This is a genomic window from uncultured Agrobacterium sp. (assembly GCF_913777885.1).
Classification (GTDB): Bacteria; Pseudomonadota; Alphaproteobacteria; order Rhizobiales; family Rhizobiaceae; genus Agrobacterium.
Genome location: NZ_CAJYTV010000017.1, coordinates 101,153 through 126,807 on the forward strand (window position 1 = coordinate 101,153; position 25,655 = coordinate 126,807).

At 59.2% G+C, this 25,655-nt stretch carries 13 protein-coding genes; 8 read left to right on the forward strand and 5 right to left on the reverse strand.

What is annotated here, in order from left to right; translation table 11 throughout:
- The first annotated feature begins 407 nt into the window (after positions 1 to 407).
- Entirely contained in the window at positions 408 to 8,897 is an 8,490-nt protein-coding gene (locus QZ869_RS15685) for a glucoamylase family protein (protein ID WP_296105835.1), read from the forward strand.
- Between the two features lie 90 nt (positions 8,898 to 8,987).
- Here the strand turns inward: QZ869_RS15685 and QZ869_RS15690 are convergent, their stop codons facing one another.
- The gene (locus QZ869_RS15690) at positions 8,988 to 9,647 is read right to left on the reverse strand and encodes a YggS family pyridoxal phosphate-dependent enzyme (protein ID WP_296105837.1); all 660 of its coding nucleotides are present in this window, start codon (positions 9,645 to 9,647) and stop codon (positions 8,988 to 8,990) included.
- A 300-nt stretch (positions 9,648 to 9,947) separates the two neighbouring features.
- Between QZ869_RS15690 and leuS the strand changes: the two genes are divergently transcribed.
- Genes leuS through holA form a run of 3 tightly spaced genes read left to right on the forward strand, consistent with a single transcriptional unit; the run spans position 9,948 to position 14,163 of the window.
- The gene (gene leuS / locus QZ869_RS15695; RefSeq protein WP_296105839.1) at positions 9,948 to 12,578 is read left to right on the forward strand and encodes a leucine--tRNA ligase; all 2,631 of its coding nucleotides are present in this window, start codon (positions 9,948 to 9,950) and stop codon (positions 12,576 to 12,578) included.
- On the forward strand, positions 12,568 to 13,116 hold the full coding sequence (gene lptE / locus QZ869_RS15700) for an LPS assembly lipoprotein LptE (RefSeq protein WP_296034911.1): 549 nt from the start codon (positions 12,568 to 12,570) through the stop codon (positions 13,114 to 13,116). The genes leuS and lptE overlap by 11 nt, the downstream gene beginning before the upstream one ends.
- A gap of 9 nt (positions 13,117 to 13,125) precedes the next feature.
- Entirely contained in the window at positions 13,126 to 14,163 is a 1,038-nt protein-coding gene (holA, locus tag QZ869_RS15705; protein ID WP_296076752.1) for a DNA polymerase III subunit delta, read from the forward strand.
- An 83-nt stretch (positions 14,164 to 14,246) separates the two neighbouring features.
- On the opposite strand, the gene fdxA is transcribed toward holA, so the two are convergent.
- The 4 genes from fdxA to QZ869_RS15725 all read right to left on the reverse strand — a co-directional run bounded on the left by fdxA (position 14,247) and on the right by QZ869_RS15725 (position 19,807).
- The gene (gene fdxA, locus QZ869_RS15710; protein ID WP_062444698.1) at positions 14,247 to 14,585 is read right to left on the reverse strand and encodes a ferredoxin FdxA; all 339 of its coding nucleotides are present in this window, start codon (positions 14,583 to 14,585) and stop codon (positions 14,247 to 14,249) included.
- 157 nt (positions 14,586 to 14,742) lie between these two features.
- Positions 14,743 to 15,159, reverse strand: a complete 417-nt coding sequence (locus tag QZ869_RS15715; protein WP_296034904.1) for an RNA-binding S4 domain-containing protein — start codon at positions 15,157 to 15,159, stop codon at positions 14,743 to 14,745.
- A 4-nt stretch (positions 15,160 to 15,163) separates the two neighbouring features.
- Positions 15,164 to 18,241 carry a helicase-related protein gene (locus tag QZ869_RS15720; protein WP_296106069.1) on the reverse strand — a complete coding sequence of 1,026 codons (3,078 nt, stop codon included), beginning with the start codon at positions 18,239 to 18,241 and terminating at the stop codon, positions 15,164 to 15,166.
- 351 nt (positions 18,242 to 18,592) lie between these two features.
- Positions 18,593 to 19,807 carry a ubiquinone biosynthesis hydroxylase gene (locus QZ869_RS15725; protein WP_296105841.1) on the reverse strand — a complete coding sequence of 405 codons (1,215 nt, stop codon included), beginning with the start codon at positions 19,805 to 19,807 and terminating at the stop codon, positions 18,593 to 18,595.
- Positions 19,808 to 19,899: 92 nt separating this feature from the next.
- On the opposite strand from QZ869_RS15725, the gene tesB reads away from it, so the two are divergent.
- The 4 genes from tesB to QZ869_RS15745 all read left to right on the forward strand — a co-directional run bounded on the left by tesB (position 19,900) and on the right by QZ869_RS15745 (position 25,571).
- Positions 19,900 to 20,784: an acyl-CoA thioesterase II gene (tesB, locus tag QZ869_RS15730; RefSeq protein WP_296019176.1), complete on the forward strand. Its 885-nt coding sequence runs from the start codon at positions 19,900 to 19,902 to the stop codon at positions 20,782 to 20,784.
- Positions 20,785 to 20,998: 214 nt separating this feature from the next.
- On the forward strand, positions 20,999 to 21,349 hold the full coding sequence (locus tag QZ869_RS15735; protein ID WP_062424736.1) for a P-II family nitrogen regulator: 351 nt from the start codon (positions 20,999 to 21,001) through the stop codon (positions 21,347 to 21,349).
- A 29-nt stretch (positions 21,350 to 21,378) separates the two neighbouring features.
- On the forward strand, positions 21,379 to 22,734 hold the full coding sequence (locus QZ869_RS15740) for an ammonium transporter (protein WP_296034901.1): 1,356 nt from the start codon (positions 21,379 to 21,381) through the stop codon (positions 22,732 to 22,734).
- 206 nt (positions 22,735 to 22,940) lie between these two features.
- Positions 22,941 to 25,571 (forward strand): DNA translocase FtsK, encoded by a 2,631-nt coding sequence (locus QZ869_RS15745; RefSeq protein ID WP_296105843.1) that lies wholly within the window; start codon positions 22,941 to 22,943, stop codon positions 25,569 to 25,571.
- The last annotated feature ends 84 nt before the right edge of the window (positions 25,572 to 25,655 follow it).

Below are 25,655 nucleotides of genomic sequence, written 5' to 3' on the forward strand. Positions count from 1 at the left end.
ATGGCATGGAACTGAAAATGCCTTGAAACATTCAAAACCTTCTGATCACATCACGTCAGGAAGAAGAATGCCAAGCGGATATGGGGAGATATCGGGGAAAGGCAGCGGCGTTTTCGCGGGGGAATTTTGCGAAATGTCTGGTTCCGGGGTCATGCTCCCCTAGACGCCAATTCGTTCTCGAGAAACTATTGATATTATATAGTGAAATCCGAATGCCCCGATTTCACCATGTCGGGCGATAAGATTGTTTCTCGCTACCGTGCGCTGGTCCGCGGTGGTTCAGCAAAGGTTCAGGATCAGCACGAAATAAAGCTTGCCACATTGTTTCACTCTCGATGAGAACTCCGAAACAGTTAAGGGTTAAATACTAGCCTCAGCATTTCACTCAGGGTCCAGAATACGAGCCGATGTCATTTCATATTACGCCGACCGCCGCCGCCCGTGACTCCGAAACCAAGCAGATCGATCACAACGACTCGATCCGCTCTGTCTATTTCAACATAGACGAGCTGAAAGCTTGCGGGGCAGACCTGTCGCACTCAGGTTCTGCCTCCCTTCCCGGTTTCATGGAGTTCGACTTCTTCGCGCGTCACCGCGAGAACGAGAAGGAAATTCTGCGCGTCTATCGCACCACGGCGGTAGATTCGGAAAACGGCCTGACCATCACGCCGGCTGCGGAATGGCTGCTCGACAATCACTATGTGATCGAAGAAGCCATCCAGGAAGTCCGTCGCGATTTCCCGAAGAAATTCTATCGGCAACTGCCGACGATGCGGATCGGCAATGCCGAAATCCCGCGCGCTCTGGCACTGGCATGGCTCTTTGTCGCCCACACCCACAGCACGGTCTCGCGCGAAAGTCTGACGGCGCTGGTCGAAGGCTTCCAGACCAACAAGACGCTACAGATCGGTGAGATCTGGGCGCTGCCGTCCTTCCTGCGCTTCGTGCTGATCGAGAACCTGCGCCGCATCTCCATTCGTGTCGAGCGCTCGCGCCGCATGCGCCACAAGGCCAATGAGGTGGTGGACGAGATCATCCGTCTCAACGAGGCGGAGCCTTCGGCGGAATTCCTCAAGCAGATCGACCCGCTGGTCGATGACCCGACATTCGCGACCCAGTTCCTCTATCGTCTAAAGAACGGCTCGCAAACCTCGAACTTCGCACTGAACTGGCTGGAAGAGCGTCTCCACAGCGTCGGCACCGACGCTGAAAACGTTATGATGGCGGAGCACAACCGCCTTGCCTCTGGCAACGTGACGATGGGCAATATCGTCAAGAGCCTGCGTGAGATCGATGACACCGAATGGTCGGTCTGGTTCGAAGACGTCAGCCACATCGACAAGGTTCTGCGCGAGCAGACTGACTACGAAACGCTCGACTTCGGCTCGCGCAACACTTACCGCAACAATGTCGAACTGCTGGCGCGCCGTTCCAGCAAGACCGAAGTTGAGGTGGCTCAGCTTGCCGTCGACATGGTGACGGAAGCCGCCACGTCGAATGATGCCTATCCGCATCAGCCGAATGTCGGCGCCTTCCTCGTCGGTCAGCGCCGCAAGGAACTGGAGCAACGCATTGGCTACAATCCCTTGTTTGCCCAGCGCGTCGTGCGCACCATGCGCCGCTTCAACTGGCTTGCCGTTGCTGTCCCGGTTCTGGTTCTGACAGCTATTGCTATGCTGGCGGTTGGCTGGTTCCTGGCTGAAGCCGGCATGCCCTGGTATGTCGTCAGCGCGTTCCTCTTGATGTTTGCACTTCCAGCCTCCGAAGGCGCGACAGGTCTTTTCAACACGCTTGTCACTTTCTTCGTTAAGCCGTTCCGCCTTGTCGGTTACGAGTTCAAGAGCGGCATTCCTGAAGATGCCCGCACCCTGGTTGCCGTGCCTTGCATGATCACCAGCCGCGATGCGGTTGACGAGATGATCCGCAATCTGGAAGTCCACTATCTCGCCAATCCCCATGGCGAGATCTATTTCTCGCTGATCAGCGACTGGCGCGATGCGCAGCAGGAGCAGACCACCGAGGATGTGGAGCTTCTGGAATATGCCAAGCGCGAAGTGGCAAACCTCTCCGCGCGCTATGCCTTTGACGGCAAGACCCGCTTCTTCCTGCTTCATCGCCGCCGCATATACAATCCGTCCGAAGGGTGCTGGATGGGCTGGGAGCGCAAGCGTGGCAAGCTGCATGAACTGAACCTGTTGCTGCGCGGCGACAAGGACACGACCTTCCTCAACGGTGCGAACACCGTGCCGAAGGATGTCAAATATGTCATGACGCTGGATGCCGATACGCGTCTGATGCGCGATGCAGTCACCAAACTCGTCGGCAAGATGCATCATCCGATCAACCGCCCGGTTCACGATCCGGAAACCGGCCGTGTGATCCATGGTTACGGTCTGCTGCAGCCGCGTGTCACGCCGTCGCTGACGACGGGTAAGGATGCGTCGGTCTTCCAGCGCGTCTTCTCGATCAACCGCGGTATCGACCCTTACGTCTTTACTGTGTCCGACGTCTACCAGGACCTGACCGCAGAAGGCACCTTTACCGGCAAGGGCCTTTACGATGTGGATGCCTTCGAAAAGGCTCTGAAGGGCCGCATCGACGAGAATTCCGTTCTGTCCCACGATTTGCTTGAAGGCTCCTTTGCCCGCTGTGCATTGGTGACGGACGTGGAACTCGTCGAGGATTTCCCGACCCGTTATGAGGTCGAAGTCTCGCGCCAGCATCGCTGGGCGCGTGGCGACTGGCAGTTGCTGCCCTACATTCTCGATGCCGCACGCGGCGTAACCGCGCTCGGCCGTTGGAAGATGATCGACAACCTGCGCCGCTCGCTGACCCCGATCGCCTGGTTCGTGGCGTCCGTTCTCGGCTGGTACTTCATGGACCCGTTCGGCGCGCTGATCTGGCAGATTCTGTTGATCTTCTCGCTCTTCGTTGCGCCGACCATCTCGCTTCTGACGGGCCTTGTGCCTCGTTCAACGGATATCGTGCCCCAGGCGCATTTCCACACCATCTGGTCGGAAATCCGCGCTACCAATGCACAGGTCGCGCTCCGCATCGTCTTCATTGCCGACGGCGCCTGCATGATGGCTGATGCCATCGGACGTTCGCTCTACCGTCTTTTCGTCAGCCGCAAGCTGCTGCTGGAATGGCGTACCGCCGCCAGCATGCAGTCCAGCGCCCAGGGCAGCGTCTTCGATTACTATCGTCAGATGTGGCATGCGCCGGTCGTTGCTCTTCTCGGTCTTCTGTTCGCAGCGCTCCCTGGTGATAATGCCTTCCTCGTCGGCGTCCCGTTCGCTCTTCTGTGGGTCTTCTCGCCTGTGGTTGCCTGGTATGTCAGCCAGTCTGCGGAAACCGAAGACCGCATGTTCGTTTCTGAGCATGTGTCGAGTGAGTTCAGAAAGATCGCGCGTCGCACGTGGCGCTATTACGAGACCTTCGTCAACAAGGACGAAAACTATCTGCCGCCGGACAACTTCCAGGAGACACCGGAGCCTATCGTTGCCAGCCGCACCTCGCCGACCAATATCGGCGTCTATCTTCTGTCGACGATTTCTGCCCGTCAGTTTGGCTGGATCAGCTTCTCCGACACGATCGAGCGTCTGGAAAAGACCATCGAGACGGTCGAGAAGATGGAGAAGTATCGCGGTCACCTCTACAACTGGTACCATACCGATACGCTGCAGACGCTCGGCCCCCGCTACGTTTCCGCCGTGGATAGCGGTAACCTTGCCGGTCACCTGATCGCTATTTCCTCTGCCTGCCGCCAGTGGGCGGAAGCGCCGTCGGCTCACCTTCAGGGCAATCTTGACGGTATCGGCGATGTCGCCGGCATCGTTCGCGAAAGCCTGAAAGAACTGCCGGACGACCGCAAGAACCTGCGCCCGCTGCACCGCCGTCTGGAAGAGCGCATCATCGGCTTCTCCAACGCGCTTACCTCGGTCAAGCGCGAGCACGAGTTCGCCTCGATCCGCGTCATCAACCTTGCGGTTCTGGCGCGTGACATTCAGAAACTTGCGGCCAATCTCGATCTGGAAGTGAAGTCCGAGCAGAGCGCCGAAATGACGCGCTGGGCGCAGATGCTGGTGGATTGCTGTGAAGCGCATATCTCCGACAGCGCCTTCGATCACTCCACGATCGATTCGCTGCGGGAGCGTCTTGCCTCGCTTCGCGATCGCAGCCGCAATCTCGCTTTTTCCATGGACTTCGGCTTCCTCTACCGCAAGGATCGCCGTTTGCTCTCGATCGGCTACCGTGTGGAAAGCCAGGAGTTGGACGAGGCCTGCTACGATTTGCTGGCTTCTGAATGCCGCCTGACCTCGCTCTTTGCGATTGCCAAGGGCGATCTGCCGACGGAACACTGGTATCGTCTCGGCCGTCAGGTCGTGCCGATCGGCGCGCAGGGCGCGCTGGTTTCCTGGTCGGGTTCGATGTTCGAATATCTGATGCCGCCGCTCGTCATGCAGGAGCGTCAGGGTGGTATCCTCAATCAGACCAACAATCTGATCGTTCGTGAACAGATCAATCACGGTCGCCGTCTCGGCACGCCTTGGGGTATCTCCGAAGCGGCCTTCAATGCCCGCGACCACAATATGAACTACCAGTACACCAACTTCGGTGTGCCGACGCTCGGCCTCAAGCGTGGTCTTGGCCAGAATGCCGTCATCGCGCCCTATGCGTCGATCCTCGCCGCGCAGTACGATCCAGACTCGGCGCTCGAAAACCTCGAGAAGCTGCGCAAGCTCGGCGCGCTTGGTCGCTATGGTTTCCACGATGCCGTGGACTTTACGCCGACCCGCGTTCCCGATGGCAAGGTCTGTGCCGTCGTCTACAACTACTATGCCCACCACCATGGCATGTCGATTGCGGCTGTCGCCAACGTCGCCTTTGACGGTTTCCTGCGTGAACTGTTCCATGCCGATCCGGTGATCGAAGCAGCCGAACTGCTGCTGCAGGAAAAAGCACCGCGCGAAGTGCCGGTGATGAGCGCCAAGTACGAGCCGGAAACTCCCGGCAAGGAACAGGCGGATCTTCTGCGCGCCGAAATCCGCACGGTGACCGATCCGGCCATCCGTGATCGTGACGTGGTGTTCCTGTCAAACGGCCACTATTCCACGATGCTGACGGCAACCGGTGCCGGTTACTCCAAGTGGAACGGCCAGGCGGTATCCCGCTGGAAGGCCGATCCGACGGAAGACCGTTGGGGTACCTTCCTGTTCCTGCGCGACACCACGACTGGCCAATGGTGGAGTGCGACCGCAGAACCACGCGTTGCGGAAGGAGAAAAGACCAAGACTGTCTTCATGGACGATCGTGCCGAATTCCACAAAACAGTGGGCGATCTGCAGAGCGTCGTCGAGTGCATCGTTGCCACCGAGCATGATGCTGAAGGCCGCCGTATCACCCTCCTTAACGTCGGGACGGAAGATCGCTACATCGAAGTGACCTCCTATCTCGAGCCGGTGATCGGCAAGGAGGACGACGACAACGCCCATCCTCTGTTCTCGCGCATGTTCGTGCAGACAGAAATCGGCAAGCGCGGCGATGTCATCCGCGCATGGCGCAACAAGCGTTCGCCGAGCGATCCCGATACCATCATCGCGCACCTGGCGGCAGACAATGCCGGCACGTCTCGTGCGACGGAATACGAGACCGATCGCGCCAAGTTCATCGGCCGTGGCCGCACACTTGCAGAGGCTGCCGCCTTCGATCAGGGAGCGACGCTTTCGAATTCCGATGGCTTCACGCTCGATCCGATCCTGTCGTTGCGTCGCGTCGTGCGCGTGCCTGCCGGCAAGAAGGTCAGCGTGATTTTCTGGACGATTGCAGCGCCTGGCCGTGAGGATGTCGACAAGGCGATCGATCGCTATCGTCACCCGGATGCATTCGCGCATGAACTTGTTCATGCCTGGACACGCACCCAGGTGCAGATGCGCCATGTCGGCGTCTCCTCGCAGCAGGCAGCAGCCTTCCAGCATCTCGGTCGCTACCTTGTGTATCCGGACATGCATCTGCGCGCCGATGCGGACACGCTGAAAACCGGTCTCGCCTCGCAGCGTTCCCTCTGGTCGCTGGCGATTTCGGGCGACTTCCCGATATTCGCGCTGCGCATCAATGACGACATGGACATGGATATCGTCCGTGAAGCCTTGAGTGCGCATGAATATCTGCGCTCGCGCGGCGTGATCTTCGATCTCGTCATCGTCAATGAGCGCTCCGCATCCTATGCGCAGGATATGCAGCATGCGCTGGATCACATCTCCGAAGCGCAGCGCCGCATCAACCCGGCGGATGGCGGAAGACCGCATGTCTTCTCGGTGCGCCGTGACTTGATGGATGAGGAAACCTGGGCAGCACTTCTGGCCGCATCTCGCGTCGTGCTTCACGTGCGCAACGGCAAGATCGTCGACCAGGTCAACCGCGCCGTGTCGCTCTTTGCGGCCAACCGTGGACCGGATGCCAATGCGACGCTCGCGCGTTTGCCCTCACCCGCCTATCCGGTTGCCGATCCCGTCGAAGACACCCAGGATCTCGATTTCTGGAACGGCTTTGGTGGCTTCACCAAGGATGGTCGCGAATACGTCGTGCGGCTGAACCGTGGACAGTCCACGCCGCATCCGTGGATCAACGTCATCTCCAACGAGAAATTCGGCTTCCATGTTTCAGCGGAAGGCGCCAGCTTCACCTGGAGCCGCAATTCCCGCGACTATCAGCTGACACCGTGGACCAACGATCCGGTTACCAACCGACCGGGTGAGGCAATCTATGTTGCCGATGCCGAAAGCGGAAAGATCCATTCGCCCTTTGCTGCCATCGGTCGCAACCCGGAAGCGGTCTTCGAAGCCCGCCATGGTCTCGGTTACTCCACTTTCCGCAGCGTCGATGACGGTCTCGATATCGAGGTGACGCAGACGGTGGATCGCGAAAAGCCGGTCAAGCTTTCGCGTCTGACGATCCGCAACGTCGGAACGCAGAACCGCCGCCTGAAGACCTATGGTTATGTCGAGTGGGTGCTTGGCAACAATCCGCAGAAGTCTGCGCCGTTCATTCTGAGCAGTCATGATGAGGACACCGGTGCACTCTTTGCCTCCAACCCCTACAGCATCGACTATAATGAGAGGACGTCGTTCCTGTCGCTCGATGGACCGTCGACCAGCTTCACGACCAGCAAACGTGAGTTCATCGGTCGCTTTGGCACCATCAATGCACCGCAGGCCGTGGTCACGGGTGCTGCGCTTTCCGGAAGCACGGAGCTTGATGGCGCGCCTTGCGCGGCAGTGATGCAGGAAATTCACCTCAAGCCGGGTGAAGAACGCCATGTGCTGTTCTATCTCGGAGATGCCGATACGGTGGATGAGGCTCGCGCATTGGTGAAGGATATCCGCAGTTCGGATTTCGACACCGTGCTTCAGGCGAACAAGGATTTCTGGAAGGGCTTTACCGGCCAGTTGCAGGTTTCGACACCGGATGCTGGCTTTAACCACCTAGTCAACACCTGGCTGCCCTACCAAGCCTTCTCCTGCCGCATCCTGGCACGCACGGCCTTCTATCAGTCGAGCGGCGCTTTCGGCTTCCGCGACCAGCTGCAGGACACGCTTGCCTTCCTGCTCTACCAACCGGATCTCGCCCGCGCGCAGATCATCCGCGCTGCTGGTCGACAGTTCGTCGAGGGTGACGTCCAGCATTGGTGGTTGCCGCTGACAGGAGCAGGTGTTCGTACCACGATCTCCGATGACGTCGTGTGGCTTGCCTACGCGACCTATCAGTACATCGCCACCACCGGCGACAAGGCAATCCTGGAGGAGGATATCCCCTTCCTCAAGGGTGCAGCCTTGATGCCTGGCCAGCATGATGCCTTCTTCCAGCCGGAAACAAGCGAGAAGACGGCGAACCTCTACGAGCATGTGGCACTGGCGCTTGATCTCGCCATCCATCGCACCGGCGAAAACGGTCTTCCACTGATGCTCGGTGGCGACTGGAACGATGGCATGAACCTCGTCGGCATTGGCGGCAAGGGGACGAGCGTCTGGCTCGGTTGGTTCCTGGCCGGAACGCTGCGCGACTTCATCGCTATTGCAGAAGATCGTCGCGATCTCGACCGCGTCGAACGCTGGAAGACGCACCGCGACAAGTTGCGCGCAGCACTCGAAACCGCAGGCTGGGACGGTGACTATTACCGTCGTGGCTATTTCGATGACGGCACACCGCTAGGTTCCTCAAGCAGCGAGGAATGCCAGATCGATTCGCTCGGCCAGAGCTGGAGCGTACTGTCCGGCGAGGGTGAGACCGACCGCTCGCAGCAAGCGATGAATGCAGTCATGAGCAAGTTGGTGGACGAGGATCTCGGCATCATCCGTCTCTTCACTCCGCCGTTCCGTCGAACGCCGCACAATCCCGGCTACATCAAGGGGTATCCGCCGGGCGTTCGTGAAAATGGCGGTCAGTATACCCACGCTGCAACCTGGGTGGTTCTTGCACTTGCCAAGCTTGGCCGCAGCGAAGATGCATGGAAATGCTTCTCGATGCTGAGCCCGGTCAATCACGCGCTGGACCGCGAAACGTCCGAGACCTACCGTGTCGAGCCCTATGTGGTGACGGCGGATGTCTATGGCGAAAACGCCTATGCCGGTCGCGGTGGCTGGAGCTGGTATACGGGTTCGGCCGGCCTGCTCTATCGCGCTGCGGTCGAAGGCATTCTCGGCATCACGCGCAATGGCGGCAAGCTACATATCGCGCCGTCGTTGCCTGAAGCCTGGGATGGGTTCTCCGTCCAGGTCACGATCGATGGAACCACCCGCGACGTTTCCGTGACGCGCACGGCAGGCTCCGCGGACATTGCCGTCACGATCGATGGCAAGCCGGTCAAGAGCACGGATCGCTCCATCCCGTTCGACTGAACGGGGTGAGCCTCGAAGGCCTCTTCAAAGAAAAAAGCCACGGCGCTGAAAACGCCGTGGCTTTCTGGTTTTAGAGGGTCGTTAAGGGCGTCAGCGCGCGCCGAAGAGGGCAGAGCCGACACGCACGCTGGTCGCGCCGAATTCGATCGCCGTCTCGAAATCGCCGGACATGCCCATGGAGAGCTTTTCCACGCCGCATTCCTTGGCGAGCTTTGCCAGCAACGCAAAATGCGGACCGGGATTTTCGTCTGCTGGCGGAATGCACATCAGGCCTTCAACGGTCAGCTTCAGCTCATCGCGGCAGAGCTTGACGAAGGCTGCGGTCTCACGCGGATCGAGCCCTGCCTTTTGCGGCTCCAGCCCGGTATTGACCTGCACGTAAAAGCGAAGCGCCTTGCCCTGCTTGCCGCATTCGTCTGCAAGCGCGCGAGCGATCTTCTCGCGATCGACGCTTTCGATCACGTCGAACACTGCCACCGCGTCGGCTGCCTTATTGGACTGCAGCGGGCCGATCAGATGAAGCTCGATATCCGGGGTCTTCTCCTTCAGCGCCGGCCATTTGCCTTGCGCTTCCTGGACGCGGTTTTCGCCAAAGACGCGCTGGCCGCAATTGATCACTGGCTGAATGGCGTCACCATCGAAGGTTTTCGAGACGGCAACCAGAGTGACATCGGCGGCGTTTCGGCCTGCCTTTTCGGCTGTGGTGGCGATCCGTTGCTTGATGTCGGCAAGACGGGCTTCGATATCCATGGGAGGCCTCTGTTCTCTCTCAAACGATGATCTGCTCGTCCTACAGCATCGGCCCGAAAATCGAAATCGATTTTCGGAAAGCACGATGCGTAGATCAAAGAAGATAGAGCGTCCTTTGTGCGTCCAATAGGACGCACGGCGCTCTAAAGCGGGTGGCGCTTGATGCCAAGCATGATTGTCACCATTTAAGCGCTGTATTCCAAGTTTGCGCCCCCTAACGCCCTGCAAAACTTGACGCATCGGTCGTTTCATGGTGAAGGTCACCGCGCATTACCCCCTCGATACCCGGATTTCAGAAGTATGGCCATCGAACGTTATAATCCTCGCGACGCCGAGCCGCGCTGGCAGCAGCAATGGAACGAAGACAAGGTCTTCGTCACAGATAATGGCGACAGCCGCGAGAAATATTACGTCCTTGAGATGTTCCCGTACCCATCCGGTCGCATCCATATGGGCCATGTGCGCAACTATGCGATGGGCGATGTGGTTGCCCGCTACAAGCGCGCGCGCGGCTATAACGTGCTGCATCCCATGGGATGGGATGCCTTCGGCATGCCGGCGGAAAACGCCGCCATGCAGAACAAGGTTCACCCCAAGGACTGGACCTACCAGAACATTGCCACCATGCGTGGCCAGTTGAAGTCCATGGGACTGTCGCTGGACTGGAGCCGCGAATTTGCGACCTGCGACGTGGATTACTACCACCGTCAGCAGTCGCTGTTCATCGACTTCATGCAGAAGGGCCTGGTCTATCGCAAGCAGTCCAAGGTCAACTGGGACCCGGTCGACCACACGGTTCTGGCCAATGAGCAGGTGATCGACGGTCGCGGCTGGCGTTCCGGCGCGCTGGTCGAGCAGCGCGAGCTGACACAATGGTTCTTCCGCATCACCGATTTCAGCCAGGATCTGCTGGACTCGCTGGATGAGTTGGATCAGTGGCCGGAAAAGGTCCGGCTGATGCAGAAAAACTGGATCGGCAAGTCCGAAGGCCTGTCGCTGCGCTGGCAGACGGTGGCCGCCACTGCGCCGGAAAGGTTCAGTGACATCACGGTTTACACCACGCGCCCAGACACACTGTTTGGTGCTTCGTTCCTGGCGATCGCTGCGGATCATCCTTTGGCGAAAGCCTTGGCCGAGAACAATACCGCCATTGCCGAGTTCTGCGACGAATGCCGTCGTCAGGGCACGTCTCTGGCTGCTTTGGAAACGGCTGAGAAGCGCGGCATGGATACCGGCGTCAAGGTCGTCCATCCGCTGGATTCGTCTTGGGAGCTGCCGGTCTATATCGCCAACTTCGTGCTGATGGATTACGGCACCGGCGCGATCTTTGGCTGCCCGTCTGGCGACCAGCGCGACCTGGATTTTGCTCGCAAATATGGCCTGCCCGTAGTTCCGGTCGTCATGCCGGAAGATGGCGATGCAGCAAGCTTCACCGTTGGTGATACGGCTTATGTCGATGACGGCGTGATGATCAATTCCCGCTTCCTGGACGGCATGAAGACCACGGACGCCTTCGAAGCGGTCGTGACCAAGCTGTCGCAGCAGATGCTGGGTGACGCCCCACAGGCGGAGCGCAAGGTCAATTTCCGCCTGCGCGACTGGGGCATTTCCCGTCAGCGTTATTGGGGTTGCCCGATCCCGGTCATCCATTGCGAAGTCTGCGGCGTCGTGCCGGTTCCGAAGAAGGATCTGCCGGTCAAGCTGCCCGACGACGTCACCTTCGATGTCCCCGGCAATCCGCTGGATCGCCACCCGACATGGCGTCACGTCGCCTGCCCGCAATGCGGCCACGATGCGCGGCGCGAAACCGACACCATGGATACGTTTGTCGATTCCAGCTGGTACTTCACCCGCTTTACCGCACCTTGGGAGAATGAGCCGACCGATCCAAAGGTCGCCAATCGCTGGCTGCCGGTCGACCAATATATTGGCGGCATCGAACACGCGATCCTGCACTTGCTCTATTCGCGCTTCTTTACCCGCGCGATGAAGGAAACTGGCCATGTGGACGTGAAGGAGCCTTTCAAGGGCCTGTTCACCCAAGGCATGGTGGTGCATGAGACCTATCGCCTGGGCGAAGGCCAGAACGGTCAATGGGTCGTACCGGCCGATATCCGCATCGAGGATGTCGACGGCAAGCGTCGTGCCTTCATGCTGGAGGGCGGCGCGGAGGTGACGATCGGCTCCATCGAGAAGATGTCGAAGTCGAAAAAGAACGTGGTCGACCCCGACGATATCATCGCCTCTTACGGCGCCGATACCGCGCGCTTCTTCGTGCTGTCCGATAGCCCGCCGGATCGCGATGTGATCTGGTCGGAAGCCGGTGTCGAAGGCGCGCATCGTTTCGTGCAGCGCGTCTGGCGCATTATCGGCGAAGCTGCCGACGAATTGAAGACTGCCAAGGCAGCTCCGGCCACGGCAGGCGAGGGCTTGGCGATTTCCAAGGCCGCGCACAAGACGCTGAAGGCCGTACAGGACGATCTGGACAAGCTTGCCTTCAACAAGGCGATTGCCCGCATCTACGAACTGGTCAACGCACTGGCTGGTCCTTTGGCCGAGGTTGCCGCCGGTGGCAAGGCGGATGACGTGAAGGCTGCGGCGCGCGATGCCGCAGAAATACTTGTCCGCATGATTGCGCCGATGACGCCGCATCTGGCGGAAGAGTGCTGGAAGGTTCTTGGCAATTCCGGTCTGGTTGCTCAGGCGGCATGGCCTGTCTTCGTGCCAGCGCTGGTCGAAGAGAACGAGGTTGTTCTGCCGATCCAGATCAACGGCAAGAAGCGTGGCGAATTGACAATCGCCCGCGATGCGGATCAAGATACCGTACGCGCCGCCGTGCTGGAACTGGATGCCGTCAAGGCGGCACTCGCCGGTTCAGAGCCGAAGAAGATCATCGTGGTTCCACAAAGGATCGTGAACATTGTTGTTTGATGCCTACTCCAGATGGGGCCGCATAGCCGCCGCAGTGTCTGTCGTCGTTTTGTCTGGTGCGCTTGCGGGCTGCCAGGTTCGCCCGCTCTATGGTGTGGAATCGGGAACGCGTGAGAAGCTCGCCTCCGTCAGCTTCTCATCCGCTGGCGACCGCATCACTCAGGAGGTTCGCAACCACCTGATCTTCCTCGCCTATGGCGGGCAGGGCGCTCCCACCAAGACGGATTATCAGGTCAAGCTGGTGGTTTCCTCCAGCGCCAGCTCCACCGAGGTGACCAACGACACCAGCCTGTCGGTCGGCAAGAGCAACTATGACGGTCCTTATCCGGGTCGCGTGACGATGACCGGTCAATATGTGCTGACGCGCATGTCCGACGGTCAGGTTCTACGGTCCGCAAAGCGCACCGTCACCGCCATGCTCGACCTGCCGCAGCAGGAATTCGCCAAGATCCGTGCGATCCGTGACGGCGAAAACCGTGCGGCGCGTGAACTGGCAGAGATCATTCGCACGGACATTGCCGCCACGCTCAGCCGATAAGCTGCGATCATGACGGAAATCAAGTCTCATGAATTCGAACGCTTCGCCGAAAATCCGGCGGAGCGTTTTCGCATCTTTGTCCTATATGGACCGGATCGCGGACTGGTATCGGAACGTGCTGCGATCATTGCAAAAAAGACCGGTATCGATCCGAATGATGCCTTCGCCTCGCTGAAACTTGCCGTCACCGACCTGCAGGGCGACCCTGGACGGCTTTTGGACGAGGTGAACGCCATTGGCCTCTTTGGCGGCGAAAAGCTTGTCTGGGTCAAGGGTGCGGCCAATGAAAAGCCGTTGGTCGATGCGCTTCAGGTGCTGGCGGATAGTCCGCCAGAGACAAGCTTTCTCATTATCGAGGCAGGCGACCTTAAAAAAGGCACGGGGCTTCGCAAGATCGCCGAGCCCTCACGCGCTATTGCCGCCATTCCTTGCTATGCCGATGATGCAAGATCGTTGAACGCGTTGATCGATCATGAGCTTGCCGATGAAAATTTAAGGATCACGCCAGCGGCACGACAGCGACTAATCGAGTCGCTGGGTGGCGACCGCATTGCCTCACGCAATGAGGTGAAGAAACTGGCGCTCTACTGCCGTGGCCGAGATGTGATCGAGGAAGACGATGTCGAGGCGATCATTGGCGATGCCAGTGCGGTGTCTGCGGACGACACCGTGGACGCGATCCTCAAGGGCGATCGCAACGGCTTCTTTCACGCTAGCCAGAAGATCATCTCCTCGAAGACGCCGATCTTTCTGGTGCTGCAGGGATGCCTAAGGCAATTTCAGTTGCTCGACCAGATGCGGGCCGAAATGGACGAGAAGAAGCTTCAGGCAGGCCAAGTGATGCAGACGCTTGGGCGCGGCATTCATTTTCGCCGCAAGCCGATCATCGAGCGTGCGCTACGCACATGGCAGCCGGCCGCGATTGCCAGAGAAATGAACCGGTTGCAGTCAGCGATCCTGCAAAGTCGCCAGCGTCAGAGCCTGGAAGAGAGCGTGGCGCTTCTGACGCTGCTTGCCACAACCCTGCAAGCGGGCAGGGGCAGCTGATCTTTCTATCGATCGAGAGAAATGAAAAAGCCTCCGCGGCGGGTGCCGGGAGGCTTTTAATATTTACACAGAGCTGACTTGTATCAGTCGCCTTTGCCAGGCTCAGCGGAGAAGTAGAGGTCGAGCTTGCCCTCGACGCCGTCCATCTCCTTGGCTTCCGGCAGCGGATCGCGCTTGACTGTGATGTTCGGCCAGATAGCAGCATATTCCGCATTGATTTTCAGCCACTTGTCGAGGCCCGGCTCGGTATCAGGCTTGATTGCCTCGGCGGGACATTCCGGCTCGCATACGCCGCAATCGATGCATTCGTCAGGGTTGATGGCGAGAAAGTTTTCACCTTCGTAGAAGCAATCCACGGGGCAGACTTCAACACAATCAGTGTATTTGCAGCGAATGCAATTATCGGTCACGACATACGTCATGAAGAACTCCAGAATATGCAGGCCGGGTCAGTGGCTTTCGAACACAAGCCTTCGCCCGGAATTCAGACAGGGCATTTTCGCAAGTGACGTAATGCCTTTGACCCAAGATAGCAAGGATAAACCATGCTGAAAAAAGCGAGCAAAATAGTCGTTTATTCTAATCTGGATCGTTATCGCTCTCCGAGATGAACCTGTCTAGCGCCCGGCGTTCCTTCTTGGTCGGACGACCGCTGCCTGGCTGGCGAACAGCCTGCTCCAGCAGGGTCAAGCGATCCTTCGGTTCGCGGGGAGGGGTTTGATCGTCATACAGAAGCCTGGCCTCTTCATAAGGCCCGCGCCGCTCGCCCGCCGCCTTGACGATGAGAATGCGGTCCATCCGCTCGACGGAGATATCGAGCTTGTCACCGGGCTTCACCATGTGGCTGGCTTGGCGGATGGGCGCGCCATTGACCCGGATATTGCCCGACTGAATGTAGCTCTGGGCAATCGATCGGGATTTTGCCATACGGGCGAAGAACAGCCACTTGTCGAGGCGCTGACGCCCGGCTTCGAGTGGCTGTTCCTTTTGACCCATAGACTTACTTCTTCAGCTGCTCCTTGAGAGCAGCGAGCTTGGCGAAAGGCGAATCCGGATCCATCGGCTTTTCCTTGCGCGGTGGCTTTGCCTCGAAACGCTGCTGACCCTGCGGCTTGCCGCCGCGATCGTTGCGTTCGGGACGATCCTTGCGCTCGCCCCGATCAGGACGATCGCCACGATTGTTGTTGCCGCGTGCCTTATTGTCCGGACGGCCGCCTTCGCGCTTGCGATCGCCATCACGGTTAGCGTCACGATTGGTATTGTGGCGGTTGCCTGGACGACCTTCGCCCGTTTCGCGACGTTCGCCTTCGCCGCGGTTACCAGCACTGCGGTTGCCCGGGCGGCGGTTATCGCTGCGCTGATTGTCGTTGCGGCCACCTGGACGCCACAGAAGGACCGGCTTCGGCTCAGCGTTTTCAGCCGTCGCTTCCTCGCTCTTGCCTTCTTCAGACGTGCTTCCTTCGGTTTTCGGCTCTTCAGCCTTCACCTCTGCAGCTGTTTCGACCGGCGCTTCGGCAGAGACTTCCTGTTCGGAGGCATCGGAGGCGTCCGCATCGTCATTTGCAGCGTCTTCAGCTGGAGCGGCGTCTGTCGCACCTGCCTTGGCAGGCTCGCCGCTCTGTGCGGCCAGGAAAGTCGCTGCCTCTTCTGCAGAGACCTGATCGGCACGGTAGCCGAGACCCTTGAGAATCTCTTCCATGTCGTCCAGCGTCGCGCCGAGGATCGACAGCATTGCTGTGGTGGTGGTGAAGCGGCGACCGTCATAGGCGCCTTCTGGGCGCGGTTGCTGACCGGGCTTCCACTGCAGCAGCGGACGGATGAGGTCTGCCAGGCGCTCAAGAATATCGATGCGCACGGCGCGCTTGCCGAGGAAACGGAAACCAGCAAGCTTGTAGAACATGCGCTCGAAGCCGGGATCGGTCACCACCGAGGTGCGGCCAGCGGCCAGAACCGGAATGAGATCGCCATAGCCCGGCTTGCCAAGTCCGTCATTCTTCAAGGCCCAGAGCAGTGTCACGAGCTCGGCAGGCGCCGGCTTCAGAAGTGCAGGCAGAAAGACGTGATAGGCGCCGAAGCGGATGCCGTAACGGCGCATGGAAGCGCGCGCGTCCTGATCGAGCGTCTTGACCTCCTCGGCCACATCACGACGGAACAGGATGCCGAGATTTTCGACCAGCTGAAACGCCAGGCCCTTGGCAAGACCCTGCAGGTCTTCGGCACGAGAAATATCGTCGAGCGGCTTCAGAACCGTTGCGATCTGATGATTGACGAAGCGCTCGATGCGGGCAAGTGCGTGGTCACGCGCATTGCCGCTCAACTGCTCGTCGGCCAGCATGATGACGCGTGGCTTCATGATGTTGTCGCCGGCGGCCAGACGCGCCACGGGCTCACCGAGCCAGCGGACGAGGCCGTCCGAGCTCAAGGCGAGGTCGCCGTTGCCACTGGCATGGAGACGGGCGGCACGCGCCTCGTACTCCAATGCGAGCGCCTTTTGCGCTGCCGCCTGCACGGCCTTGGCATCCGGGCCTTCGGTTCCCGAAACCGGGGTGAACCGGAATCCCGCCAATTGACCGACATGATGTCCTTCTACGAAGACATCACCATTCACACTGATTTCAGCTTCAAGCATCGCATTCTCTCTTAGGCGCCTCATGAGCACAGATGTCCTGCGATCAACAAAGCGTTTCGTCAACCTTTCATGTAGCGCATCGGACAATCGATCCTCGATTTCCCGTGTCTTTTCTTGCCAGTGTGTCGGATCGGCAAGCCATCCTGGGCGGTTGGATACATACGTCCATGTTCTGATCTGCGCAATCCTGGCGGAAAGCGTGTCGATCTCACCGTCTGTCCGGTCGGCGCGGCGCACCTGTTCGGCCATGAAATTCTCATTGACCGTACCGCGTTTCACCAAATCGAAATAGAGGGTCGAAATCAGATCGGCATGTTGTGCAGGCGCGATGCGGCGATAGTCCGGCAAAGCGCAGGCTTCCCACAATCTTTCGACACGCTCCGGCGTCGTGGTGACGTCGATGATCTCCGGATAGCGCGCCAGATATTCAAGCGCCTGCTGGTCGATGGCGGGAAGCGCACGTGACAGGCCCTGCACCGTTGGTGCGGCGTCAAGGCTCGCCTGGAGATTTCTGATAGATGAGAAATCGAAATTCTTGGTGCGCCATTGCAGCACTTTGACCGGATCGAACTCGTGTGATTCGATCCGCTCCACCAGTTCATCGTCCAGCGGATCGACCCGGCCCGTGACGCCAAAGGTGCCGTCGCGCAAATGACGTCCGGCACGACCGGCGATCTGGCCCATTTCAGCCGGGTTCAGATTGCGGAACTGGTAGCCGTCGAATTTACGGTCCTGGGCAAAGGCCACGTGGTCGACATCGAGGTTCAGACCCATGCCGATGGCATCGGTCGCGACAAGGTATTCCACATCGCCATTCTGATAAAGGCCGACCTGGGCGTTGCGGGTGCGGGGAGACAGCGCGCCAAGAACGACGGCAGCACCGCCGCGCTGACGACGTACCAGTTCGGCAATCGCATAGACCTCGTCGGCGGAGAAGGCGACGATGGCCGAACGCTGCGGCAGGCGGGTGATCTTCTTCGAGCCCGCATAGAAGAGCTGTGAGAGGCGAGGGCGCTCGACCATCACGATGCCCGGCAGCAGCTTTTCGAGAATGGGCCGCATAGTGCCGGCACCCAAAAGTAGCGTCTCTTCCTTGCCGCGCAAGTGCAGGATGCGGTCGGTGAAGATGTGGCCGCGTTCCAGATCGCCCGCGAGCTGTACCTCGTCGATGGCGACGAAGGCGGCATTGGTTTCGCGCGGCATCGCTTCCACTGTACAGACGGAATATTTGGCGCGGGGAGGGGAGATCTTCTCTTCGCCGGTGATCAGCGCGACGTTGTTGGCGCCGACCTTTTCCACCAGTCGCGTATAGACCTCGCGCGCCAGCAGGCGCAGCGGCAGGCCTATGACCCCGCTTCCATGCGCCACCATTCTTTCAATGGCATAATGGGTCTTGCCGGTATTTGTCGGTCCAAGAACGGCCGTTACACCGCGGCCGCTCAAGATCATGGGGCGAAAATTCAACGTACTATCCGCGAAAACGACGATGCTGCTACTCTTCGGACACGGCGTGAGGGCGCCCGCATTTTAGTCCTTCACACATGGCAATCGAGAGGGCCAAACGCAAGGACGAAAGCGTTATCAGCGGCGTCTTCGCTCATTTGATTGCCGGATACGGTCGCGCAAAACGCTTTTTTACCGAGAAACGCCAAAGCCACAAGATTCGGAACAGGTTGAGAACGAATCAGAGACGAATCGCTGACTCCAGAAGATTCAGTCTTTGTTCACGGCAAGATGTGGCTTTCTCTGCCGTCAAAGCCACCAGATGCTGAATCAGATGTCGCTAAAGAACGATGCCGGCTACAGAGGTTGTCCCGCCAGCAGTTTTGGGCCATTGCGATCCGAGGTTCCGGCAGCTTGGCCGATAAAGTAGGATTTGAGCGCTGGAATCCGGTCGACGAGGCCAAGCCCGAAATCGCGCGCGACGCGGATAGGGCCGACATCGTTTGAAAAAAGACGGTTCAGCACGTCGGTTGTCACGCCCATACGCACGGTATCGAAGCGGCGCCAGGACTGGTAGCGCTCCAGCACGTTGAGAGAACCGATATCGAGCCCGATGCGATCGGCCTCGACGACGGTTTGCGCCAGCGCTGCCGCATCCTTGAAGCCAAGATTGAGCCCTTGGCCGGAAATTGGGTGAATGCCGTGAGCGGCGTCGCCGGCCAGCGCAATGCGCGGTGCGACGAAAGCGCGGGCGAGCGTGAGGCCAAGAGGGAAAGCGCGGCGCGGACCGACAGGGCGGATGGGTCCGAGCTTGTGGCCGAAGCGCCGCTCAAGCTCTTCTTCGAAAATCAGATCGTCGGACGCAACGAGACTGTCGGCGTCCGCAGTACGTTCGGTCCACACCAGCGAGGAGCGATTGCCTTTAAGCGGCAGGATGGCGAATGGGCCGGACGGCAGGAAATGCTCTTCCGCGCAGCCATTGTGCGGGCGTTCGTGCTCGACAGTGGTGACGATGCCAGACTGGTCATAAGCCCAGTGGACAGTCTTGATGCCAGCCATGTCGCGCAGCGCCGATTTGACGCCATCACAGGCAACCAGCAGACGTGTCTCAACCGACGACCCGTCGGAAAGAGAAATCATGTTGCTTTGTGGTCCTGCGGAAAAGCCGGTAACGCTAAGGCCATGGCGTATCTCGATGCCGAGTCGCTCGCAAAGACTACGCAGAGCGCCGACCATGGCGACGTTCGGCACCATATGCGCAAAGGGCTGGCCTTCCGCCACATCGCCATCGAAGGTCAGAAACACCGGACGAACGGGATCTGCCGTGCGCGAATCCGTCACGATCATCTTGTTGATCGGCTGTGCTTCCGGCTCCAACTCCTGCCAGATGCCGAAGACATCCAGCATGCGGCTTGCGGCCGCAATGATTGCGGAAGCCCGCACGTCTTTCTTCCAGACGTCTTCGGGCGCAGCCTCGATGACCTGTATGCCCAGATGCGGCGCTGCCTGCTTGATGGCGACAGCAACGCTCAAGCCCACATATCCGCCCCCGGCAATCACGACATCAAGCATTGCGTCTTCTCCTGCGCCTCGCGTTCTTGTGCATAGTGTCCTCCCATTATAGACCATCCCATCACGTCTTCATACAGCCGGAGCATGCCGAAATGTCGCATTCTTCTCATTCATCAAGCCCGATGGAAAATCTTGTAGCCACGCTTGATCTTGAAAAACTTGAAGAAAATCTCTTCCGCGGCACCAGTCCGCAGGTCGGGTGGCAGCGTGTCTTTGGCGGTCAGGTCATTGCGCAGGCATTGATGGCAGCGCAGCGAACGGTGGATGCGGACCGCTATATCCATTCGCTGCATGCCTATTTCATGCGGCCGGGTGATCCTCTCGTGCCGATCGTCTATCAGGTCGATCGTATTCGCGATGGGGCAAGTTTTGCCACGCGACGCATCGTTGCCATCCAGCATGGCCATGCGATCTTTTCCATGTCCGCCTCGTTCCAGATTGAGGAAGGCGGTTTCGATCATCAAAGCGAAATCCCGAACGTCCCGCAGCCGGAAAGCCTGATGAGCGAGGCGCAGTTGCAGGAAGCCTTTCTCGCTAATGCGCCGCCTGCGATCCGCAAATACTGGGAGAACAAGCGGCCGATCGAAATCCGCCCTGTGTCGCTCACGCATTATATTTCCAAGGAAAAGCTCGACCCCAAGCAGGATATCTGGGTGAGAGCGGTCGGCGATGTGCCAAACGACAGGCATTATCAGGCAGCCGTTCTCGCCTATCTTTCCGACATGACGCTGCTCGATACGTCGCTTTATGCTCATGGAACGACCATCTTCGATCCGACGATCCAGGTAGCGAGCCTCGACCACGCCATGTGGTTTCACCGCCCCTGCAAGTTGGAAGACTGGCTGCTCTACACGCAAGACAGCCCGAGCGCATCTGGTGCTCGCGGATTGACCAGAGGCAGCCTTTTTACCCGCGACGGCGTCCTTATTGCCTCGATGGCGCAAGAGGGCCTGATTCGCAAACGAGCAAATGACTAAAAAATACTCAAATTAAAAAAATCGCCCATAAATTGCTCGCCTAAAGTGCGGACAATTGCCTGTTTTGCGGCCGAATTATTTATAGTCTTTACTTTTCAATTGCTTATGTCCCTCGTGCGCAAACTGGCACGGCCTTTGAATATAGAGTGGCAGTCGCTGTTACTGATCTGCCAGCGGCAAGGAGAGTCGGCTCCATGCCGAGCACAAACAAAGGATGGGAAACCAGATGAAAATTGTGATGGCCATTATCAAGCCGTTCAAGCTGGATGAGGTGCGCGAGGCTCTCACCGCCCTCGGCATTCAGGGCCTGACCGTCACCGAGGTCAAGGGTTACGGACGTCAGAAGGGGCATACCGAGATTTATCGCGGTACCGAATATGCGGTCAGCTTTCTTCCCAAGCTGAAGATCGAGATCGCGGTGGCGTCCGACGTCGTGGAAAAGGCAGTCGATGCAATCGCATCCGCGGCCAAGACGGGGCAGATCGGCGACGGCAAGATTTTCGTCTACTCGATTGAACAGGCAGTGCGTATCCGCACCGGCGAAACGAACACAGAAGCGCTTTAAAGCTCGGCTGACAGGGGAGTCCTCACACTATGAACTTCAAGAAAATTTCCACACTCAGCGCGCTTAGCGCCGGTGCGGCAGCCCTCCTGGCGCCGGTCATGTCTTTTGCACAAGACGCCGCGGCCCCCGCAGCGGCCGCTGCCGCCGCGGTCCCGGACAAGGGCGACACCGCCTTCATGTTCCTCTCCACCCTTCTGGTGCTGTTCATGGCCGTTCCGGGTCTGGGTCTGTTCTACGGCGGTCTGGTTCGCGCCAAGAACATGCTTTCGGTTCTCATGCAATGCACGGTCATCGCTGCGACCGTCATGATCGCCTGGGTCGCCTACGGCTACTCCTTCGCTTTCGGCGGTTCTGAAAGCCCGTTCTTCGGCGGCTTTGCCAAGCTCTTCCTCGCTGGCGTCACCAAGGATACGACCGCTGCGACCTTCTCGCAGGGCGTCGTCATTCCCGAATACATCTTCGTGATGTTCCAGATGACGTTTGCAGCCCTGACACCGGCGCTGATCATCGGTGCCTTTGCCGAACGCATCAAGTTCTCTGCCTCGATCCTCTTCTGCCTGCTCTGGGTCACCTTCGTCTACTTCCCGATCGCCCACATGGTGTGGGATGCCAAGGGCTATCTCTTCGGCCTCGGCGCACTTGATTTTGCTGGCGGCACGGTCGTTCACATCAATGCCGGTGTCGCCGGTCTCATCGGTGCGATCATGGTTGGCAAGCGCACGGGTTACGGAAAGGACATGATGGCTCCGCACTCCATGACGCTGACTTATGTCGGTGCAGCCATGCTGTGGGTTGGCTGGTTCGGCTTCAACGCCGGTTCCAATCTCGAAGCCTCCGGTGGCGCGATGCTCGCAACCGTCAACACCTTCGTCGCCACGGCTGCTGCCATTCTCTCCTGGTGCCTGGTTGAAAGCTTCACGCGCGGCAAGGCTTCCATGCTGGGTGCGGCTTCCGGTATGATCGCCGGTCTCGTTGCCATCACGCCTGCTGCCGGTATTGCTGGTCCGATGGGCGCGATCATCATGGGTCTGCTCGTCTCGCCGATCTGCTACTTCTTCGTCTCGGTGGTGAAGAACAAGTTCGGCTACGACGATACGGCTGACGTCTTCGGCGTTCACGGCGTTGGCGGCCTCTTCGGCGCTCTCGCAACCGGCATCTTCGCCAGCGCGTCTCTCGGTGGCGTCGGTTATGCCGGCGAACAGACCATGGGCGGTCAGTTCATGGTTCAGGTTCAGGCTGTCGTCATCACCATCCTGTGGACGGGTATCGGCTCTGCGATCCTCTACAAGATCGTCGACATCATCGTCGGCCTGCGTGTGCCGGTCGAAGCAGAACGCGAAGGTCTCGATCTCGCGTCCCACGGCGAAGCTGCCTACCACAACTAAGATCATTCGGGTGCCTGCGCACCCGAACCTTGCTTTATCGAAGCCCGGCGATCGCCTCGCCGGGCTTATTCTTTTTGACGCGCTGAGCTTGGTAAACGAGTTTTCCCGTGGTTAATGCCGCATTAACCACCATGCCGCTACTTTGCCCTGTCATCCCTGCTTCGGTCACGAAGCTCCGGAAACACTAAGGACGACAGGTTCAACATATGGGCAGAGTGAATTCTCCGACATTCGAGGGCCGCGACAATCGCTTCGTGCTGACGGCATTCGTCGTGCGACAGATCATGGCGCTGTGTGGTTTTGCCGTTCTGGCAGCATTGGCGCTGGGCGTGACGGCACTCGCGACCTGGAATGTGGCTGACCCCAGTCTTTCCTACGCGACCTCCAACGAGCCCACCAACCTGCTCGGACATAGCGGCGCGATCTTCGCCGATATCATGATGCAGTTTCTCGGCCTGTCGTCGCTGATTGCCATGTTGCCTGTGCTGTCTTGGGCCTTCGTGCTGATTTCCGGCCGAAAACTGACGCGTATGCCAGTCCGTTTGACGGCGTGGATCGGCGGTGCCTTTATCGCTTCGGCTGCGCTTGGCTGTTTTCCGGCCCCTCAGACATGGCCGCTGCCTAACGGGATCGGCGGCGTCATCGGCGACATGATCCTGCGTTTCCCTGCGCTTTTTCTCGGTGCTTATCCTACTGGCACCACAGCGACCGTTCTTGGCTCCATTCTTGCCGTGCCTGCTGCCTGGCTGATGCTGATCGCCTCCGGACTTCTTGGCGCCCTGGATCAGGATGCTGAGGAGCCCTTCGCGCCGCAGGCTGCCACTGCCAGCAAGGTCCGCAAGGTTCAGGAGATCGAAGAGGACGACGAAGATGACGGCGAGGGCTTCTTCGCCAACGCCCTGGCCTTTGGCGCGCTTGCTCATTACTGGTACATCACCCAGGCAAGGTTGCGCCGTATTCTGCGTCTCAAGCCCAAGTCGCTCACCAATGAGTTCGAGCAGCCTTACGATTTCAACGACTACGAATTCGGGACACTAAACGAGCCATCGCGATTGAAAACAGCGATCAACCGTCTGGAAAGAGCGGAGCCGTCCTTCGAGGAACGGGCAGAAGCGCGTGCCCGACGGCAGGCACCATCCGCCAACGGCGGCGATCTCGACGAGCCCTTCGATGACGAGGATAGCCTGCCGGATGGCATACTCTCCGGCGATGCGCCCTTTGCCGCGCGACCCGCACCGGGAAGCCCAACGCGCATTACCGCGCCACCTGCCCGACCAAAGCCGAGCGAGCGGGTTGCACGCGAAGCGCAAACCTCCTTCATCTCCCCGGATGGCTTCCAGGTCCCCTCAATCCACCTGTTGGCCGAGCCAAAGAATGTCGTCAAAGACAACACGCTGAATGCAGACGTGCTGGAGCAGAATGCCCGCCGTCTGGAAGGCGTACTGGAAGATTTCGGCGTCAAGGGCGAGATCATCCACGTGCGTCCTGGCCCGGTCGTAACACTTTATGAGCTTGAACCTGCGCCCGGCATCAAGTCTTCGCGCGTCATCGGTCTGGCGGACGATATCGCCCGCTCGATGAGCGCCATTGCCGCCCGCGTTGCCGTCGTTCCTGGCCGCAACGCCATCGGCATCGAGCTTCCCAACCGCACGCGCGAGACGGTTTTCTTGCGCGAACTGGTCGGCTCGCGCGATTTCGAAAGCAGCAAGGCCAAGCTGCCCATGGCACTCGGCAAGACCATCGGCGGCGAAGCCGTCATCGCCGACCTCGCCAAGATGCCGCATCTTCTCGTTGCCGGTACCACCGGCTCGGGCAAGTCGGTGGCGATCAACACCATGATCCTGTCGCTCGTCTATCGCATGACACCGGAACAGTGCCGCCTGATCATGATCGATCCGAAGATGCTCGAACTGTCGATCTATGACGGCATCCCGCATCTGCTCTCGCCTGTCGTCACCGATCCGAAGAAGGCCGTCGTCGCCTTGAAATGGACGGTGCGGGAGATGGAAGAGCGCTACAAGAAGATGTCGAAGATCGGTGTTCGCAACATCGACGGCTTCAACACCCGCGTTCAACAGGCGCTCGATAAGGGCGAAGTTCTGATGAGAACCGTACAGACCGGCTTCGACCGTCAGACCGGCGAAGCCATGTATGAGACGGAAGAATTCGATCTGAAGCCGCTGCCCTACATCGTCGTCATCATCGACGAAATGGCCGACCTTATGATGGTCGCGGGCAAGGATATCGAAGGGGCAGTTCAGCGTCTGGCGCAGATGGCGCGCGCCGCCGGCATTCACGTCATCATGGCGACCCAGCGTCCGTCCGTCGATGTCATCACCGGTACGATCAAAGCGAACTTCCCGACGCGCATATCCTTCCAGGTCACCTCCAAGATCGACAGTCGCACCATTCTTGGTGAGCAGGGCGCGGAGCAACTGCTCGGCATGGGCGACATGCTCTATATGGCGGGCGGCGGGCGCATCCAGCGCGTTCATGGTCCCTTCGTTTCGGACAATGAAGTGGAGGAGATCGTCTCTTACCTCAAGACGCAAGGTTCGCCCGACTATCTCGAAGCGGTCACCGAAGAGGATGAGGACGAGGATGGTGGCGGTCCCGCAGGGACCGGCAACATGGCCGAGTCCGACGACCCCTACGATCAGGCCGTGGCCGTCGTATTGCGTGATGGCAAGGCCTCGACATCTTACGTCCAGCGCAGGCTTGGTATCGGTTACAACCGGGCTGCCTCGCTGATCGAACGGATGGAACAGGAGGGCATCATCGGCCCTGCCAACCATGCCGGAAAGCGCGAAATCCTCGTGCCGACGGAGAATGATTAAGCCTCACGTACCGGATGCGCCACCGCGGGTTGGTCTTTGGCACCCGCCGCCTGTGTGCCGGTTCAGTAACCGCAACCAGGCGTG